16 protein-coding genes are annotated in these 16,938 nt (G+C 68.1%); 5 read left to right on the forward strand and 11 right to left on the reverse strand.

What is annotated here, in order from left to right:
* The 3 genes from AC1D1G_RS28600 to AC1D1G_RS28610 all read right to left on the reverse strand — a co-directional run.
* On the reverse strand, positions 1 to 670 hold a 670-nt coding region (locus tag AC1D1G_RS28600), incomplete at its 3' end, for an HAD-IIA family hydrolase (RefSeq protein ID WP_477954663.1).
* A gap of 59 nt (positions 671 to 729) precedes the next feature.
* The gene (locus AC1D1G_RS28605; protein ID WP_477954664.1) at positions 730 to 1,626 is read right to left on the reverse strand and encodes a universal stress protein; all 897 of its coding nucleotides are present in this window, start codon (positions 1,624 to 1,626) and stop codon (positions 730 to 732) included.
* A gap of 12 nt (positions 1,627 to 1,638) precedes the next feature.
* Positions 1,639 to 2,640 carry a zinc-binding alcohol dehydrogenase family protein gene (locus AC1D1G_RS28610; protein ID WP_477954679.1) on the reverse strand — a complete coding sequence of 334 codons (1,002 nt, stop codon included), beginning with the start codon at positions 2,638 to 2,640 and terminating at the stop codon, positions 1,639 to 1,641.
* A gap of 148 nt (positions 2,641 to 2,788) precedes the next feature.
* On the opposite strand from AC1D1G_RS28610, the gene AC1D1G_RS28615 reads away from it, so the two are divergent.
* Positions 2,789 to 3,952, forward strand: coding sequence for a helix-turn-helix domain-containing protein (locus tag AC1D1G_RS28615; protein ID WP_283354636.1), 1,164 nt, complete (start codon positions 2,789 to 2,791; stop codon positions 3,950 to 3,952).
* Between the two features lie 85 nt (positions 3,953 to 4,037).
* Positions 4,038 to 5,294, forward strand: a complete 1,257-nt coding sequence (locus AC1D1G_RS28620) for an NAD(P)/FAD-dependent oxidoreductase (protein WP_477954666.1) — start codon at positions 4,038 to 4,040, stop codon at positions 5,292 to 5,294.
* Between the two features lie 7 nt (positions 5,295 to 5,301).
* Here the strand turns inward: AC1D1G_RS28620 and AC1D1G_RS28625 are convergent, their stop codons facing one another.
* The 4 genes from AC1D1G_RS28625 to AC1D1G_RS28640 form a co-directional block, all read right to left on the reverse strand.
* A complete protein-coding gene (locus AC1D1G_RS28625; RefSeq protein WP_477954668.1) occupies positions 5,302 to 6,165 on the reverse strand; it encodes an alpha/beta fold hydrolase in 864 nt (287 codons plus the stop codon).
* 71 nt (positions 6,166 to 6,236) lie between these two features.
* Entirely contained in the window at positions 6,237 to 7,823 is a 1,587-nt protein-coding gene (gene hutH, locus AC1D1G_RS28630) for a histidine ammonia-lyase (RefSeq protein WP_477954669.1), read from the reverse strand.
* The gene (locus AC1D1G_RS28635) at positions 7,820 to 9,028 is read right to left on the reverse strand and encodes an amidohydrolase (protein WP_477954670.1); all 1,209 of its coding nucleotides are present in this window, start codon (positions 9,026 to 9,028) and stop codon (positions 7,820 to 7,822) included. Before AC1D1G_RS28635 ends, hutH begins: the two co-directional genes overlap by 4 nt.
* Positions 9,025 to 10,410 carry an MFS transporter gene (locus AC1D1G_RS28640; protein ID WP_477954672.1) on the reverse strand — a complete coding sequence of 462 codons (1,386 nt, stop codon included), beginning with the start codon at positions 10,408 to 10,410 and terminating at the stop codon, positions 9,025 to 9,027. Before AC1D1G_RS28640 ends, AC1D1G_RS28635 begins: the two co-directional genes overlap by 4 nt.
* A gap of 142 nt (positions 10,411 to 10,552) precedes the next feature.
* On the opposite strand from AC1D1G_RS28640, the gene AC1D1G_RS28645 reads away from it, so the two are divergent.
* The gene (locus AC1D1G_RS28645; protein WP_280782368.1) at positions 10,553 to 11,572 is read left to right on the forward strand and encodes an Lrp/AsnC family transcriptional regulator; all 1,020 of its coding nucleotides are present in this window, start codon (positions 10,553 to 10,555) and stop codon (positions 11,570 to 11,572) included.
* A 32-nt stretch (positions 11,573 to 11,604) separates the two neighbouring features.
* On the opposite strand, the gene AC1D1G_RS28650 is transcribed toward AC1D1G_RS28645, so the two are convergent.
* Both AC1D1G_RS28650 and AC1D1G_RS28655 read right to left on the reverse strand, forming a co-directional pair.
* Positions 11,605 to 12,096, reverse strand: a complete 492-nt coding sequence (locus tag AC1D1G_RS28650; RefSeq protein ID WP_477954673.1) for a metallophosphoesterase family protein — start codon at positions 12,094 to 12,096, stop codon at positions 11,605 to 11,607.
* 34 nt (positions 12,097 to 12,130) lie between these two features.
* Complete coding sequence (locus AC1D1G_RS28655; RefSeq protein WP_283333591.1) at positions 12,131 to 13,045, reverse strand: shikimate dehydrogenase; 915 nt, start codon at positions 13,043 to 13,045, stop codon at positions 12,131 to 12,133.
* A 110-nt stretch (positions 13,046 to 13,155) separates the two neighbouring features.
* On the opposite strand from AC1D1G_RS28655, the gene AC1D1G_RS28660 reads away from it, so the two are divergent.
* Positions 13,156 to 13,833, forward strand: a complete 678-nt coding sequence (locus tag AC1D1G_RS28660) for a TetR/AcrR family transcriptional regulator (RefSeq protein WP_280782365.1) — start codon at positions 13,156 to 13,158, stop codon at positions 13,831 to 13,833.
* A 122-nt stretch (positions 13,834 to 13,955) separates the two neighbouring features.
* Positions 13,956 to 15,356: an MFS transporter gene (locus AC1D1G_RS28665; RefSeq protein WP_280782364.1), complete on the forward strand. Its 1,401-nt coding sequence runs from the start codon at positions 13,956 to 13,958 to the stop codon at positions 15,354 to 15,356.
* 60 nt (positions 15,357 to 15,416) lie between these two features.
* On the opposite strand, the gene AC1D1G_RS28670 is transcribed toward AC1D1G_RS28665, so the two are convergent.
* Both AC1D1G_RS28670 and AC1D1G_RS28675 read right to left on the reverse strand, forming a co-directional pair.
* Entirely contained in the window at positions 15,417 to 16,232 is an 816-nt protein-coding gene (locus AC1D1G_RS28670) for an ATP-binding cassette domain-containing protein (protein ID WP_105414955.1), read from the reverse strand.
* 5 nt (positions 16,233 to 16,237) lie between these two features.
* Positions 16,238 to 16,938: ABC transporter permease (locus AC1D1G_RS28675; RefSeq protein WP_477954677.1), on the reverse strand; the 701-nt coding region annotated here is incomplete at its 5' end.

Here is a 16,938-nt window from a genome sequence, read left to right on the forward strand (position 1 = left end):
CCAGCACGCCGGTCAGTCCCACCCGCTGTGCGGCCAGGACGTCATTCGTCAGGTCGTCACCGACCATGACCGTCACGTCCGGTTCCGTGCCCATCAGATCGGTGGCGGTGAGGAACGCCGCGAGCGACGGCTTGCCCACCGAGACGACGTTGGTCCCCGCGACCTCCTCCATACCGGGGAGGTAGGTGCCCGTGTCGATGCGCAGCCCGTCATGGGTGGCCCATGTGGTGCCCCGGTGCATCGCGACGACGGGGACGCCGTCGAGCATCAGCTCGACCACGCGGCTCAGAGCGTCGTGGGTGAATTCCGGCCCGGCGCCACCGAGGATCACCACCTCGGGGTCCTCGTCGTCCAGTTCGATCCCGGACAGATCGGCTGTGATGTCGCCGCTGTTGAGGACCCAGGCCCGCGACCCGGGGTAGGTCGACCGGACGTATTCGGCGGTGAGCCGGGCCGCCGTGACGATCTCGCCGGAGTCGGCCTCGATGCCCGCCGACCGCAGGGCGTCGGCGATCTCGTCGCACGTCCGGGACGTCGTGTTGGTGAGGTAGGCGCACGCGAGTCCGCGCTCGCGCACCTCCCGCACCGCGGCGACGGCACCGTCGATCGGATGCCACGAAGTAACCAGCACCCCGTCGATATCGAGCAGGACACCCTCGACCCCAGCCATGACAGGAGCCTATCCGCGCGGCTCGGACGGTGTCACTGCCGAGCCCGGCTCGGACGGTGTCACTGCCGAGCCCGGCAGACGAGGACGGGGCAGGGTGCGTGGTGCACCAGATTCTGGCTGACGGATCCGAGCAGGGCACCCATCACTTTGCCCCGGCCGTGGCTTCCGACCACCAGCAGCTGCGCCGTCGTCGCGTGCCGCAGGAGGACGTCGGCGGACACCCCCTGTGTCGTCACCTCGTTCACCGGCACGTCCGGGTACTCGTCCCGGATGCCGGCGAGGCATTCGGACACGACGGCCTTCTCCCCTTCCTCGTAGGCGGTCCAGTCCACGTACTTCGACGCATGGGCGAGGCCGTGCTGCTTCTCGCCACTCCACGCGTGCACCACGTCCAGACCGACGCCGAACGCGGACGCGAGCGCGAACGCCTCCTCGACGGCCTTCTCGCTGACCTGGCTRCCGTCGACGCCGACGACGATCGGGCGGGTGTCCGGTGAGGATGCCGTCGTGGACGCTCCCCGGACGACCGCGACCGGGCTGTGCGCGTGGTTGACCGTGCGGAGCACCGTGGACCCGAGGAGGTAGTCGGTGACCGCGCCGGCGCCCTGCGCGYCGAGCGCCACTATCCGCGCCGCCCTCGACAACTCGATCAGGTGGGACGCCGCCGTCCCCGATCGGACGTCGCGCTCGACGGCGAGTCCGGGGTGGTCCTGCAGGACGGCGGCGGTGGTGGCGTCGAGCATCGAGTTGCCGTCCTCGCGCAGTTCCTGGATAAACTGGGCGTCGATCATCATCGCGGTGCCGTTGTAGAACGTGGCCTCGTCCGGGTAGGTGTGGGCGAGCAGGAGTGCGGCGTCGAGCCGGACCGCCGCGCCCGCGGCCCAGCGCGCCGCGTCGAGCGCGGCGCGTGAACCATCGATACCGACGACCACGGGCGCCCCTGCATGTTCGCTCATATCTCTCTCCCTCTACGGCTCGAGAACTGCTGCACCGCTGAACTTTCCGCCGGCCAGGTCGCGCAGGGCCCGGTCGGCACGGTCGAGTGGGTACGGGTGGATGTCGATACTCAGCCGGTGTTCCGCTGCGATGCGCAGGAATTCGACGGAATCCGAACGGGTATTGGCGGTGACGCTGCGGATCTGCCGTTCCCGGAACAGATGCCTCTGGTACTCGAGCGCGGGAATGTCGGTGAGGTGGATCCCCGCGACGGCGAGGGTGCCGCCGTCGGCGAGCGCCTCCAAAGCCACGGGCACCAGATCGCCCACCGGCGCGAACAGAATCGCGCAGTTGAGGGGTTCCGGCGGCACGTCGCGCACACCCTGCACGGACGTCGCCCCGAGTCGCTGCGCCAGCGCACGGGCCWCCGCCCCACGCGTCATGACGTGCACGCGGGCGCCGCGGATCGACGCGACCTGGGCGGTGAGGTGCGCGCTGCCGCCGAACCCGTAGAGGCCCAGTGCGCCGCCGTCGGGGACCGCGGCACGTTCGAGTGCGCGGTAGCCGATGATCCCGGCGCACAGCAGGGGTGCGAGTTCGGTGTCCGAGTAGCCCTCCGGCAGGTGCAGCGCGTAGTCGGCCGGGACCGTCGCGAATTCGGCGTATCCGCCGTCCGCATCCCAACCCGTGTACTGCGACTGCCTGCACAGGTTCTCCGCGCCGCGCAGGCAGGCCGCGCAACGTCCGCAGGTGTGACGCAGCCAGGCGATTCCCACCCGGTCGCCGACAGCGAAGGAACCCGACACCGAATCACCCAGTGCGGCAACCTCCCCCACCACCTCGTGGCCGGGAATCACCCGGGGCCGGTGCACGGGCAGATCCCCTTCGGTCACGTGCAGGTCGGTGCGGCACACTCCGCACGCCAGCACCTTCACGAGAAGTTCGCCCGGTCCCGGCCCGGGAACGGTCTCGCGTCCGAGTTCCAGCGGGTGGCCCGCGACGGGGCCCGGCGCGACCACGCGCCACGCGGCCATCGTTCCGGTTCCGCCCTGCGCCGCCGCCATACCCCCCACAATGCCCGTGTGAGGTGGCCACCGCCAGGACCCGGAGGCCCGTGTCTCGAGGACACGGTGTCGCGGCGAAGACCGGGCCGGACCGTTCCCGGCAACTAGGCTCCCAGACATGGACCTGCGCGGTGAAGACCTGTTCACGGTGGCGGGGTCGCTGGCCGAGCTGATCGGTGCGCCGATCACGATCGAGGACGAGAACTCGACGGTTCTGGCCTATTCGAGCGGCGAGCAGGCCGTGGACCAAGCCCGCATCGAGACCATTCTGGGACGGCAGGTGCCCGGGAAGTACCGGCAACTCCTCGCGGACGCCGGTGTCTTCGAGCGCCTGCACCGCGACACCGACGTCTTCTACGTGGACATGCGGATGCCGAACATGACTCCCCGAGCGGTGATCGCGGTGCGGGACGCGGGACGGTCGGTCGGGTCCATTTGGGCGGCGATGACGTCCGCCCCCACTCCGGAACAGGAATCGATCCTGCGGTCCGCGGTGCCGGTCGTCGCCGAACACATCGCGGCGGAGCGCGAACGCGTGGACGTGACGCGCCGGATGCAGGTGGATCGGGTGCGTGCGCTGATCAACGGCGGCGAGCCCGCCTTCCGCGCCGCCGACGATCTCCGGCTGCAGGGAAGGTTGACCGTCGCGGCGGCCGCCCCGGTCGCGATCGGGCGCTCGCTGCCATCCGGTTTGCTCGCTTCCCTCGGCCTGTACCTCGACACGTTGGCGGTCGATTCGGTCGCCGCCCAGCTCGACGACGTCATCTACGTGGTCATCGCCGCGTCGGAGAAGGACGTCCGGCGCCTCGCCGAGAATTTCCTCGGTCGCGCCCGCAGCGGGGCAGCGTTCGTGGTCGCCGTCGGACGCGAAGTGACCACGGCCAGCCAGGCTCACCTGTCGCGAGGGGACGCCGACCGGGTTCTCACCGTCCTGCAGCACGCCCGGTCCGGCGGTGTCGTCGGGACGATGCGGGACAGTCTCGCGTCCGTGCTGGCGTTGCGTGTGGCAGACATCTTCGACGGCCTCGGCGAGCTCACCCCACTCGCCGCGCTCACCCGGCACGACGAGCAGCACGGGACCGATCTCGTGGCTACGGCCCGCGCCTTCCTCGCCTACGGCGGCGACGTCGCCGATGCGGCCGCCGCGCTGCACGTGCACCCCAACACGCTGAGGAACCGGCTGCGACGCTGCGTCGATTCGTGCGACGTGGACCTGTCCGACGCGGACACCCGGCTCATCCTGATGTTGCATCTGAAGCTGACGGGGCTGCGGGGCATGTGACCCCTGGCCGATTGCACAGGGGGCACTGTCGGGGACTGGCCGAACGGCTACTCCCCCGGCGCCGTCGCCGACCCATGATGGAGTCATGAGCACAGTGCAGCGCCCTGACCATGTCGCGATCGTCGGAGCAGGCGTCGTCGGATTGTCCACGGCGTGGTTCCTCCAGGAGCGCGGCGTGCGCGTCACGGTCGTCGATCGTGAGAGTGTCGCGTCGGACGCGTCCTGGGGCAACGCGGGTTGGCTCGCACCGGCATTGACGCTGCCGCTGCCCGAGCCCGCCGTGTTGAAGTACGGTCTGCGCGCAATGCTGAATCCGTCGTCGCCGGTCTACGTTCCCTTCACGACCGATCTGCGCCTGGTGCGTTTCCTCGTCGGCTTCGCCCGGCACTGCACGCACTCCCGGTGGGAGGACGCGATGAAGGTGTACGCCGAGGTCAACCGGATCTCCCTGAGCGCCTACGACGAACTCGCGGACGGCGGCGTGCGGGAGCACACGCATCTCGCCGACCCGTTTCTCACCGCGTTCAAGTCGGACGAGGACCGCGAAGCGCTCGTCGACGAGTTCCGTCACGTCGAGGCCGCAGGCGGCGAGGTCGAGTACGACCGCGTCGACAGGGACGAGATCCACTCTCTCGAGCCGAGTCTCGGCAATGGCGTGCACTCCGGTCTGAGGCTGCGCAACCAGCGCTTCATCGACCCGCCGCGCTTCGTGCACTCACTCGCCGACGCCGTCCGGGCCCGTGGCGGCGACATCAGGTCCGGTTTCGACGTGGCCGCTGTGCAGGATCGGGGACAGTCCGGGGTCAGCCTGGCCTCGGCCACCGGCGACGCGGTCGCCGCCGATGCCGTCGTCATCGCCAGCGGCGCACGCCTCAATGCTCTCGCCCGCCCGTTCGGTGTCCGCGCCCTGGTGCAGGCCGGCCGCGGCTACAGCTTCAGCGTCCAGCCCGAGCAGATGCCGAAGAACCCGATCTACTTCCCCACGCAGCGAGTGGCGTGCACCCCGCTGCACGACCGTTTCCGTGTCGCCGGGATGATGGAATTCCGCAGTCCCGACGCGCCTCTCGACCCGCGTCGGGTCCGGGCGATCATCGAGGCCGCGACTCCCATGTTCACCGGCATCGACTGGGAATCGCGTCAGGAGGAGTGGGTCGGATCCCGGCCCTGCACCACCGACGGACTTCCGCTCGTCGGCGCCACCCGCTCCCCCCGCGTGCACGTGGCGGGCGGTCACGGAATGTGGGGCATCGCCCTGGGCCCGCTCACCGGGCGCATGATGGCCGACTCCATGACCGGCGGCGAGGTTCCCGGCGTCATGCGGCATTTCGACCCGCTGCGCTGAGCGCGGCTCACGAACGGGCTGCCCAGAATCTGCGCAGTTCGACGACCAGCTCGCGCGCACGTTCGTCGGGGAAGAACAACTTGCCACCCCGGATCTCCACGACTTCCCGTGCTCCCGGGATGAGGTCGCGCAGCCAGTAGGCCCACTTCGTCCGGAAGAACATGTCTCCGGTGCCCCACACGACGAGTGTGGGGACCTCGAGTGCCGCGAGGTCCGGTTCGACCGCGAGTAGGTCGCGTGGATGGAGGGACGCGATCCAGCGCTGGAACAGCAACGCTCGGTCGTGGGTGCCGAGCAGCGGCTCGACGTACGACGCCACGACTTCCTCCGGCAGTGATCGCACGTTCTGATACCCACTGCCGTACAACAACTTACGAGCCCTCGACACATTCCTCGCCAGCGGTCGCGCAATCCGGGCGAGCAGTCCCGCCCGGGCGAGCAGCACGGCGGGAAGGAATGCCTTCGGCGGCACGTTGTCATGGGTTTCGCAGTTCGTCAACGTCAGCGACGACAACCTGTCGGGGTGCCGGGCCGCGAAGATCTGCGCGACCGCTCCGCCGGTGTCGTTGGCAACCACGTCGACCTCGAGCAGCCCCAGGGCGTCGCACGTGGCCGCGACGACGTCGGCGAGCGCGCCCAGCGTGAAGTCCTGATCGGGCGCGGCGGGGGTGTGACCGTGCAGCGGAAGATCGAGGGCGACGCACCGTCTTTCGCCCTCGAGCTGACGGATCACGTTGCGCCAGAGGTAGCCGGAGGTCCCGACGCCGTGAATGAAGAACGCCACACGGCCGGTGCCGGAATCGAGGTAGCTGACCGGACCACGGTCCGTGTCGACGGTCTTCCTGCGTGTGTCGAACTCCGCGAGAGTCATGAGGACCATCTCCTGCATTCCACGGTAGTTCGCAAGCCTCGAGACATCAACGGGGCCGTCGAGCGCCCCGGTCAGTCCAGCTTTCCCACCACCGACTCCGCGCTCGCGACCAGCGCGCCGGACGAGGCGAGGATGACCGCGGCCTCGATCTCCGGCGCGAGGTGACGATCGGCCCCCGGTCCGGCGACGTGCTCGCGGATCGTGTCCCGCACCGCACCCGTCGCCGGCGACGGTGCCAGCGGGGCACGCAGGTCGAGCGCACGAGCGGCCGTCAACGCCTCGATCGCGAGCACCCGGGTCAGTCCGTCGATCGCCCGGCGCAGCTTCCGGGCCGCCGACCACCCCATCGACACGTGATCCTCCTGCATCGCCGACGACGGAATCGAGTCCACACTCGCCGGCGCCGCCAGCCGCTTCAGCTCCGAGACGATCGCCGCCTGGGTGTACTGGGCGATCATGTGGCCGCTGTCCACCCCGGGATCGTCGGCCAAAAACGGGGGCAGCCCGTGATTGCGGGCCACGTCGAGGAAGCGGTCGGTGCGGCGCTCGCTCATGCTCGCCACGTCCGCGACGACGATCGCCAGGAAGTCCAGCACGTACCCGACCGGCGCCCCGTGGAAATTGCCGTTCGACTCCACCCGCCCGTCCAGCGTCACCACCGGATTGTCGACGGCGCTCGCCAGTTCCCACGACGCCACCCGCTCGGCGTGCGCGAGCGTGTCCCGCGCCGCCCCGGCCACCTGCGGTGCGCACCGCAACGAGTAGGCGTCCTGCACCACCGTGCAATCCGGCCCCGCATGGCTGGCGACGATGGCTGAACCCGCGAGCAACCGCGTCATGTTGTCCGCAGCAGCCGCCTGTCCGGGATGCGGCCGGAGCGCCTGCAGGTCCGGGGCGAACACCTTGTCGGTGCCGAGCAAACCCTCCACACTCATCGCCGCCGTGACGTCGGCCAGACGCAGCAGCCCGTGCAGGTCCTCGCACGCCAGCACCAGCATGCCGAGCATGCCGTCCGTGCCGTTGATCAAGGCCAGCCCCTCCTTCTCCTCGAGCACGACGGGTTCGATTCCGGCGGCGGACATCGCCTCTCGCGCCTGCATCTGCGCCCCGTCCGAATCCCGCACCGTGCCCTCACCGATCACCGCGAGCGCGACATGGGCCAGCGGCGCCAGATCGCCGGAGCATCCGAGGCTGCCGTATTCGTGGACCACGGGTGTGATGCCGGCCGACAGGAGCGACGCGTAAACCTGCGCGACCTCTGGGCGCACCCCCGTGCGCCCGGTGGCCAGGGTCGAGAGGCGCAACAACATCAACGCCCGCACCACTTCCCGCTCGACCCCGGGACCCGACCCTGCCGCGTGCGAGCGAATCAGGCTGCGCTGCAATCGGGCACGCAATGAAAGCGGAATGTGCCGGGTCGCGAGGGCCCCGAACCCGGTGGACACTCCGTAGACGGGCTTCGGATCCTCCGCGAGATCCTTGATGCGCCGACGTGACTCGCTCATCGCAAGGAGCGCGTCTTCGGACAGCGTCACGGCGGCGCCTCGGCGAGCGACACTCAGCACCTGCTCCGGTGTGACAGCTCCGACGCCGACTACGACGGTCTCCTCGGCTCGTGCACAGTCGTCTCCGTGACGCGCGACGGTATCGACGCTCATACTTTCTCTTCCCTTCGGAGGTGTGGATTCTGGACTCGGTCGAGCAGTCGGGTGCGCTGATCTCGATCGAGGGCGAGTTCCGCCCCGACCGCTGCCATCGCCAGTGCCCCGTCCAGTACCGCTTCGTCGGCGGACGGGGACGTGCCGTGCAATGCGAACTCGGCCGTGTGGTGTGCGGCATCTCCGACGTCGTACCCGATGGTCGGGTGGATGGCGGGTAGCACGTGGGAGATGTTCCCCATGTCCGTCGACGCGATGTGGTCGCCCGCCCGGGACAGGGCGCTCCGGCCGCGGGTGCCGATCGCCCGGGAGTATGCGCGGGTCATGAAATCGTCCTGCCGTAATTCCGCGAAGTCCTCGCCACAGGGTGTGATGGTGACGTCCGTGCCCGTTGCGAGGGCACCGGCTTCGAGACACGCTCGCACTCTCGCCTGCACCTGCCGGAGCTTGGCCGTCGAGGTCGCTCGAATCTCCACTGCCACCCGGGCATTCGACGGAATCACATTGCACGCCTGCCCGCCGTCGGTGACGATGATCGATACGACGAGGCCGGGCTCGAGTTGCTGACGCAGGAGTCCTACGGCGTTGTACGCCACGGCCACCGCGTCGAGTGCGTTGGCGCCCAGCCACGGGGCTGTCGCGGCGTGCGAGGACCGACCGCTGTACTCGGCCGTCCACTGGCTCATCGCCAGGGAGGATCCGCCCACCTCGTCTCGCCCGCCCGCGTGCACCATCATGGCGGCGGCGACATCGTCGAATACGCCGGCTCTCAGAAGGATGGCCTTCCCGCCGCCCGCTTCCTCGGCAGGGGTTCCCACGAGCTTGACCCGGACATCCAGGGAGTCCGCCACCTCCGCCAACGCGATTGCCGCACCCACCGCGGCGGCGCCGTTGACGTTGTGCCCACACGCATGGCCGATCTCGGGAAGCGCGTCGTATTCGGCGCAGAAGCCGATGGTGAGGGCGCCGGTACCCTTGGTCGCGACGAAGGCCGTCGCCAGGCCCCCGACGCCGTGCGCCGTCTCGAACCCGGCACCTTCCGCGAGGTCGATGATCTTGGATACCGATCGATGTTCCTCGAATGCCAGTTCCGGCTCGTGATGGAGGCTGTGGCTCAGGGTGATCAGTGCGCCCGACCAGGTCTCCACACAGGACACGATCTTCGCCGCAACATCGGCTGGGACGAGCGTACTTCGGTCCGTCATGAGAGGTCCGCCCCCTTCCGGTAGCACAGGCCGAGGCCGGCCCCCACGAGTGCGACCGCTGCACACACGCACCACAACCACACGTAGGACTGCAACGTGACCCCCGCGGAAGTGCTGGTCGCGGACAGGATTGCGCCGACTGTGGCCGCTCCGATCGCCGCACCCATCGAGAGCGCGAGTTCGTTGATCCCCGCCGCCATGGCGGTCTCGCGGCCGGGTACCGATTCGACGCACAGTGCGCGCGTCGAGGCCTGATAGCCGCCGAAACCGACGCCGAGCAGAGCGATGGCGGCGAGATACTGGGGCGCCGTCGAATGCCAGAGGAGCAGACTGCCGAACGAGGCTGCGATCAGGGCGCCCGAAAGGGCAAGTGTCTGCCGTTCGCCGAGCCTGCGAAGCATCGTCGCGGTGGAGAGTGAACTCGCCAGCGCGAACACGTTGAGAGCCAGTGCGACCAGCGCGATCGAGCGAGGCCCGTAGGAAAGGCCGAATCCGCTGTCGTCGGGCGAGGACCCGAGAAAGACGGCGTTCGCACCGAAGAAGCCGATCGTCGAGAAGGCCAGACAGAAGGTGACCCCGGAGACGACGGCCACGGGTTGGTGGACGAGCATGCGGAGATCCACCATCGGGAACTTCGAGGCCGAGTCGACGCCGATCCATGCGGCGAGACCGACGACACCCACAAACATCGATCCGATCGTTTCTCCCGATGTCCATCCCCAGTCCGCACCGAGCGACAGGGCGGCCACCACGCCGGCCAGACCGAGCGAGAGCAGGGCGAAGGACACGAGTGGAATACGGCCGCCCGCCCGTGGGGCCCCATCGGGAAGCAGGAAACCGGCGATCACCGCCAGGACCGCGACCGGTACCGCGACCCACAGCCCGAGGGTCGCCGACCGCTCGCTGAGGGAGCCCGAGACGACACCGCCGATGCCGACGGCCGCGGTGAGGACGCCGACCAGGAGGCCGACTCCCGTGCGGCGACTCGCCGGCGCCTGGTGTCGCAGGATCCCGATCAGGAGTGGCATGAAGCCCACGACCGCACCCTGGAGAACGACACCGACCGAGATCGTCAGCACGCTCGGCGCGATCGCCATGATCAGCGACCCGGCAGCGACGAGGGCAATGGAGAGGCGGAGAAAACGGCGGTACCCGAACGAATCGCCCAGTTTGGCGAGTAACGGTGTCCAGATCGCGAACGCCAACTGAGACAGCAGATAGATCCTGGTCTGTCCGGATGCCGTGATCTGGAGGCTGTCGCCGAGCGAAGGCAGCAGTGGGGTGAGATAGCCCTGTGTGACGCCGCTGAGCAACTCGACGGTGGCCATCGAGCCCAGCAGTGCCCCTACCGGGAGCCGTCTGGCCCTCAGGTCTTCACCCACAACCGATATTGTTCGCATCATCGACCTCGACTTCGCTGTGCCTGGTTGTTCCAGGTTGCGCACCTGCGCTGCGACAACTCTCGGTGGCCCACCTCACTAACCTGGAATGATGACCGGTTTCTCACAGAAGAGGCCCTGCAGAATGCCAGATGTAACGCCAGAGGTAGCTACCGAGCTCGATCTCGCCATCACGGACGCCCTCCAGCTGAACCCGCGAGTCGACTGGGCAGAGCTGGCTCAGACCCTCGGGCACACACCGAAGACCCTCGCGAGAAGGTGGAAGCTGCTGACCGAACGCGGTTCCGCGTGGGTTGCGGTCGTTCCCGGCCCGGCATTCGTTCGCCAGGGATGTGCCACATTCCTGGCCGTCCACTGCAGACCTCAGGCGAAACGCGACGTGGCCCGGGCACTCGTCGGCGAATCGGCTGTGGCGACCGTGTCCAGCACGACTGGCGCAGCGGATTTCCTTCTCGACGTGTTCGTTCCCGGCATGGCAGATCTCGCTCGGCTTCTCGACGACCGGATCGAACGAATCGACGGAATCACCGCGGTGACATCGATGGTCGCGCTGACCACCTACCGGGAGGGTTCGCGGTGGCGGGTCCAAGCCCTGGACCTGGAACAGTCCACTCGCCTGGTGCCGCCGACCCCCTCCACCCGTCGGACACCGCTTTCCTCACTCGACGACCTCGACCGGGCTCTGCTTCAGTCCCTGGCGACGGACGGCCGGCAATCCTGGACCGATCTCGCCGCCCGGTGCGGGACGACCGGGCCGACCGCGCGCCGCCGAGTCGAGAGAATGACGGACTCGGGTCGTGTCGCCCTGCGGTGCGAGGGAGCCCCCGAACTTCTCGGGCCCATCGTGCCGACGACTTTCATGATGACCGTTCCGCCGGGTGAGCTGAACACAGCGGGAAACCTGTTGGGCCGCATGCCCAGATGTCGTGTCGTCGAGGCCGTCACGGGAACGTCGACGATCGTCGCGACCATGTGGTTTCGGGCGGCTGCCGAGATCGCGCCGTTCGAGGCGGCCCTGACGCGCGAACTCCCCTCACTCGTGATCACCGACAGGTTCATCACCCTGCACACGTTCAAGCGGGGCGGGCACGTCCTCGATCCCCTCGGCCGGACCACTGGCGTGATCCCGTTGACTGCGTACTGAAGGGCGCCCGAATCACCGTCACGTCGGGTCCGTCACATCCGGTGCAATTCGACGTCGCCGAGTTCCCCGTCCCGGACGGTGGTCGTCATGTACGTGCAGTGCGGCTGCCGCCGTCGATCCGTCGGTGATCCCGGGTTCAGCAGTCGCAGACCGGTTTCCGTGGTGGTGTCCCAGGGAATGTGGCTGTGCCCGAAGATCAGGACGTCGGTGTCCGGGTAGGCGGCCGACATCCGTTTCTCCCTGCCTGCGGAGGCCCCGGTCTCGTGCACGACGGTGATGCGCACCCCGGCCAGGGTCACGTCCGCCCGCTCGGGCATCAGGGCGCGCAGGTCGTCGCCGTCGTTGTTGCCCCAGCACGCCACGAGCCGCGCCGATCGGGCCCGCAGGGCCTCGTACGTGGGGAGATCGACCCAGTCGCCGGCGTGGATCACCACGTCCGCGCGGTCGACCTCGTCCCACACCCGGGCGGGCAGGTCTCGTGCCCGTTTCGGGACATGGGTGTCGGCCAGCAGCAATAACCTCACGGTGACAGTCTGCGCCACGTGGCAGGCGCGGCCGTTACGCGCCCGCGAGCGCGGCGGCGTCCTCTGCCTGCAACAGCAGACCCATGTGCTCACGCATCCGCTGGGCGTCCGGCTCGAGGCCGGTGAAGATCCGGAAGGAGTCGACAGCCTGTCCGATGGTCATGCCGATTCCGCTGAGGGTCCGGGCGCCGATGTCCCGGGCGCGGGCGAGGAGTTCGGTTTCGGCGGGACGGTAGACGACGTCCGCGACCCACAGGTCGGGGCGMAGCAGGGCGGCGTCGAGTGCCATGCCGGGGTGGGCCGCCATGCCGATCGGCGTCGCGTGGATGAGGCCCTGGGCCGCACCGACCGCGGCGGGAACGGCGGAGAGGTCGCCGGCAGCGATTTCCCGGTCCGGGAACAGTTCGGCGAGCGAGTCGCGCAGGTCCTTCGAGCGCGCGGCGTCGGCGTCGATGATCGTGAAGTGTCCGACACCCCGGGTCAGTGCGGCGTAGGCGACGGCCGCGCCTGCCCCGCCGGCCCCGAGTTGCACGACGCGGTTCATGGGCGCGCCTTCGAGACCCTCGTCCATGTTGCGCGCGAATCCGGACCAATCGGTGTTGTGGCCGATCAGGCGCCCACCGTCGATGTGGACCGTGTTGACCGCGCCGAGCTTGCGGGCGTCGTCGGACAGGTCGTCGAGGAGCGGAATGACGGCCTGCTTGCAGGGGTGCGTGATGTTGAGCCCGTTGAACCCGAGGAGCTTGGCGGCCGAGAGGAGCTGCGGCAGTCCCTCGACCCCCATGCCCAGCGTGTCGAGGTCGAGGATCCGGTAGACGTACCCGACGCCCTGCGCGCGACCCTCGGCCTCGTGAAGCGGCGGGGTCAGCGATTTCGAGATCCCGGTGCCGATCAGACCGCACAGGTACGACGGGCGAGCGGTGGGGGCATCGAGGTCACGAGAGGTCATGGCGATCACTTCCGGGAGAGGGCTGGGAGCTAATTAACTATCTAGTGAGTTATGTCACGGTAGCATACCTCCATACCGCGCGGAAGACAGCAGAGGCAGGAGTTTCACCGATGACACGAAGCGAGACGACGGGCGCGACCTCCGAGAAGGAGACGGTCAAACGGACCCGCAACCCCGAGAAGACCCGGGAGAACATCCTGCGGGTGGCGATGACGGAATTCGCCGACAAGGGCCTGACCGGCGCCCGCATCGACGAGATCGCGGCGAAGACCGCCACCACGAAGCGGATGCTCTACTACTACTTCGGCGACAAGGAGGGGCTGTACCGGGCGGTTCTCCAGCGTGCCTACGAGGAGATCCGTTACGAGGAGTCCCAGCTCGACGTCGACCACCTCGAGCCGACCGAGGCGATCCGGGCGCTCGCCGAGCTGACGTTCGACCATCACGAAGCTCACCCGGACTTCATTCGTCTCGTCGCGATCGAGAACACGAATCGCGGCGTCAACCTCGTCCAGGCCGAGGGGCTCCCCGAGACGCAGGCCCCGGCGATCCGCACGCTCGAGCAGATCCTCCGGCGAGGGCAGGAGGCGGGCCTCTTCCGCACCGACACGACGGCGCTCGACATCCACATGCTCATCAGCTCGTACTGCGTCTTCCGGGTGGCAAATCGGTACACGTTCAGGGCGCTGTTCGACTGGGATCTCACCGGCGCGGAGAACCGCCCCCACCTGCGCACGATGATCGGCGACGTCGTCCTGGCCTACCTGCAGCAGCCCGGAAAAGTATGAACTAACCATTTCGACCATTATTGACTCGAGGCTGTGACCGGGGTTACCTTGCTTCTACGACCTACGAACACCTGCTCTTCCGAGCCGCCAGTGTTCACATTCCTCGCTCCCCAGGAGTATCGATGACCATCGACTACGGCACCGGCGTCTCCGGTCGAAACGGTGACGGCAAAGGCCGCTCCTCCGTCGACCCCAACGCTGATCCCACCAACGCGAAGAAGGCCGCGAAGGCCGCCTTCTTCGGCAGCCTGCTCGAGTACTATGACTTCTACATCTTCGCCTCGGCTGCTGCGCTGGTGTTCCCGCACGTGTTCTTCGAGGGATCGAAGAATCCGCTGCTGCTGTCGCTGGCCACCTTCGGCATCTCCTACATCGCGCGCCCGATCGGCGCCGTGTTCGTCGGACACTTCGGCGACCGGGCCGGACGCAAGAAGGTGATGATGTTCTGCCTGGTGCTCATGGGCGTCGTCACGTTCCTGATCGGCTGTCTGCCGTCGTCCGAGCAGGCCGGGATGGTCGGACCGGTGCTGCTGGTGCTGCTGCGCATCTGCCAGGGCATCTCCGCGGCGGGCGAACAGTCGGGTGCGGGCTCACTGACCCTCGAGCACTCCCCCGCACACCGTCGCGGCTTCTTCTGCAGCTGGACGCTCACCGGTACCCAGGCCGGTTTCATCGTCGCGAGCCTCGCGTTCATCCCCGTCGCGGCGCTGCCCGACGAGACCCTCTACAGCTGGGGCTGGCGCGTCCCGTTCTGGTGCAGCCTCCTCGTCCTCGTCGTCGCCTACATCGTGCGTCGCAAGCTCGAAGAGCCCGAAATCTTCATCGCCAACAAGGAAGCGCTGGACGAGACGCCCGCCCCGCTGCCCGTCGTCGACCTCTTCCGCACGCACTGGCGCGACGTTCTCCGTGTGGTCTTCTGCGCGTTCATCGCCGTCGTCAGCACTGTGTTCTCCGTGTTCGGCCTCGCCTACGCCACCACCCCCGAGATCGGGATGAGCCGCACGACCATGCTGTGGGTCGCGATCGCCGCCAACGCGGTGGCCCTGGTCTCGCAGCCGCTGTTCGGCATGCTGTCCGACCGGATCGGCCGCAAGCCGGTGTTCATCGGTGGCGCGATCGGTTCGGCCGCCGGAATCTTCCTGTACTTCGCCGCGATCGGCACCGGCAACGTGGCGATGATCTTCCTCGCGGGCATCCTGCTGATGGGTGGCGTCTACGCCGGGACCAACGCCATCTGGCCGGCGTTCTACGCCGAGATGTTCTCCTCGCGGGTTCGCTACTCCGGCATGGCGATCGGCACGCAGCTCGGATTCGCTCTCGCCGGTTTCGCACCGACCATCGCCCAGGCACTGCGGGGCGCCGACCCCAAGAACTGGGTGCCGGTCGCGATCTTCACCGCCGTCTGCGCGCTCATCGCCGCGGCCTCTGCCTCCACAGCCAAGGAGAACTCCCGCACTCCGCTGCTCGACCTCGACAAGGAGGATGTCGCGCTCACGAAGGCGAAGGCGAACGCGAAGGTCTGACCCACTCGGAAACGAACGATGCGCCCGGCACGTGTGCCGGGCGCATCGTCGTGTCGGTGCCTAACGCCGCAGTTCGTGGGTGAGTGCTTCGAGTTCGTCGCCGCCGGCCATCTGCTGGGTGAGTTCTTCGAGGCTGATCTCGTCGAACGTGCAGTCCAGTTTCTGGCGGCCGCGGTTGAGGAGGACGAAGTGGTCGCCGACCATGTAGGCGTGGTGCGGGTTGTGGGTGATGAACACGACCCCGAAGCCCTGTTCCTTGGCGGCGGAGATGTAGCGCAGCACCATCCCGGACTGCTTGACGCCGAGGGCGGCGGTGGGCTCGTCGAGGATCAGCACGCGGGCGCCGAAGAAGATCGCCCGGGCGATCGCCACACACTGGCGTTGGCCGCCGGACAGCGACCCGATGGGGGCGTCGACGTCGGGCAGCTCGATGCCCATCTTCGACAACTCGGACATCGTGGTGGCGCGCATCCCGTTCGCGTCGAGGGACTTGAGCGGTCCCTTCCGTAGTTCCTGGCCGAGGAAGAAGTTCCGCCACACCGGCATCAGCGACACCACCGCCAGGTCCTGGTAGACGGTGGCGATGCCCTTGGACAGGGCCTCCTTCGGCGAGCCGAACGTGAGGGCCTCGCCGTCGACGAGCAACTCGCCCGAACTCTGCTGGTGCAGGCCGGCGATGATCTTGATCAGGGTGGACTTGCCGGCCCCGTTGTCGCCGAGGACACCGGTGACCTCCCCGGCCCGCACCCGCAGGTTGATGTCCTCGAGGGCGATGATGTTGCCGTACTGCTTGCCGACGTGTTTGAGCTCGATCAGCGGGATCTTGTCGCCACCACCGGGTTCGGTATCGACGGGAAGTTGTTCGATGGTACTCATACCGGTCACCTCTTGGCGGCGTAGTTACGGAAGGCATTGTTGGCGATGACCGCGAACAGCAGCATCGCGCCGAGGAAGAACTTGAACCAATCCGGGTTCCAGCCGGCGTAGACGATGCCCTGGTTCGTCATGCCGAAGATGAACGCGCCGATCGCGGCGCCGATCGCGGTGCCGTACCCGCCGGTGAGCAGGCAGCCGCCGATGACCGCGGCGATGATGTAGAGGAACTCGTTGCCGATACCCTGCCCGGACTGGACGGTGTTGAACGAGAACAGCAGGTGCATCCCGACGAACCACGCGGCGAACCCGACGGTCATGAACAACCCGATCTTGACCTTCGTGACCGGGACGCCGATGGCGCGGGCGGAGTCCTGGTTGCCGCCGACGGCGAAGATCCAGTTCCCGATCCGGGTCTTGAACAGCACCCAGGTGGCGATCGCGGTGAACAGCAACCACCAGACCACGGTGATCCGCACCGACACCCCGCCGACCTCGAACGAGGACGCGAACACCCTCTTCGCCGAGTCGAACCCGGCCATGTCGGACACGCTGGGGGTGGCGACCTGCCCGGTGACGAGTTTGGTGACCGCCAGGTTGATGCCGGTGAGCATCAGAAACGAGCTCAGCGTGATCAGGAAGCTGGGGATCTTCGTCTTCATCACCAGGTACCCGTTGAAGAACCCGACCGCCAGCGAGACCACGAGGG

The sequence above is a fragment of the Rhodococcus sp. P3_B8 genome (genome assembly GCF_056402775.1).

Bases quoted from the DNA above. Each gene is read 5' to 3' on its own strand.
- AC1D1G_RS28615 (WP_283354636.1), top strand. From the start codon at position 2,789: ATGGACCTGCGCGGTGAAGACCTGTTCACGGTGGCGGGGTCGCTGGCC.
- AC1D1G_RS28625 (WP_477954668.1), bottom strand. From the start codon at position 6,165: ATGACTCTCGCGGAGTTCGACACACGCAGGAAGACCGTCGACACGGAC.
- AC1D1G_RS28660 (WP_280782365.1), top strand. From the start codon at position 13,156: ATGACACGAAGCGAGACGACGGGCGCGACCTCCGAGAAGGAGACGGTC.
- hutH (WP_477954669.1), bottom strand. From the start codon at position 7,823: ATGAGCGTCGATACCGTCGCGCGTCACGGAGACGACTGTGCACGAGCC.
- AC1D1G_RS28645 (WP_280782368.1), top strand. From the start codon at position 10,553: ATGCCAGATGTAACGCCAGAGGTAGCTACCGAGCTCGATCTCGCCATC.
- AC1D1G_RS28665 (WP_280782364.1), top strand. From the start codon at position 13,956: ATGACCATCGACTACGGCACCGGCGTCTCCGGTCGAAACGGTGACGGC.
- AC1D1G_RS28635 (WP_477954670.1), bottom strand. From the start codon at position 9,028: ATGACGGACCGAAGTACGCTCGTCCCAGCCGATGTTGCGGCGAAGATC.
- AC1D1G_RS28620 (WP_477954666.1), top strand. From the start codon at position 4,038: ATGAGCACAGTGCAGCGCCCTGACCATGTCGCGATCGTCGGAGCAGGC.
- AC1D1G_RS28670 (WP_105414955.1), bottom strand. From the start codon at position 16,232: ATGAGTACCATCGAACAACTTCCCGTCGATACCGAACCCGGTGGTGGC.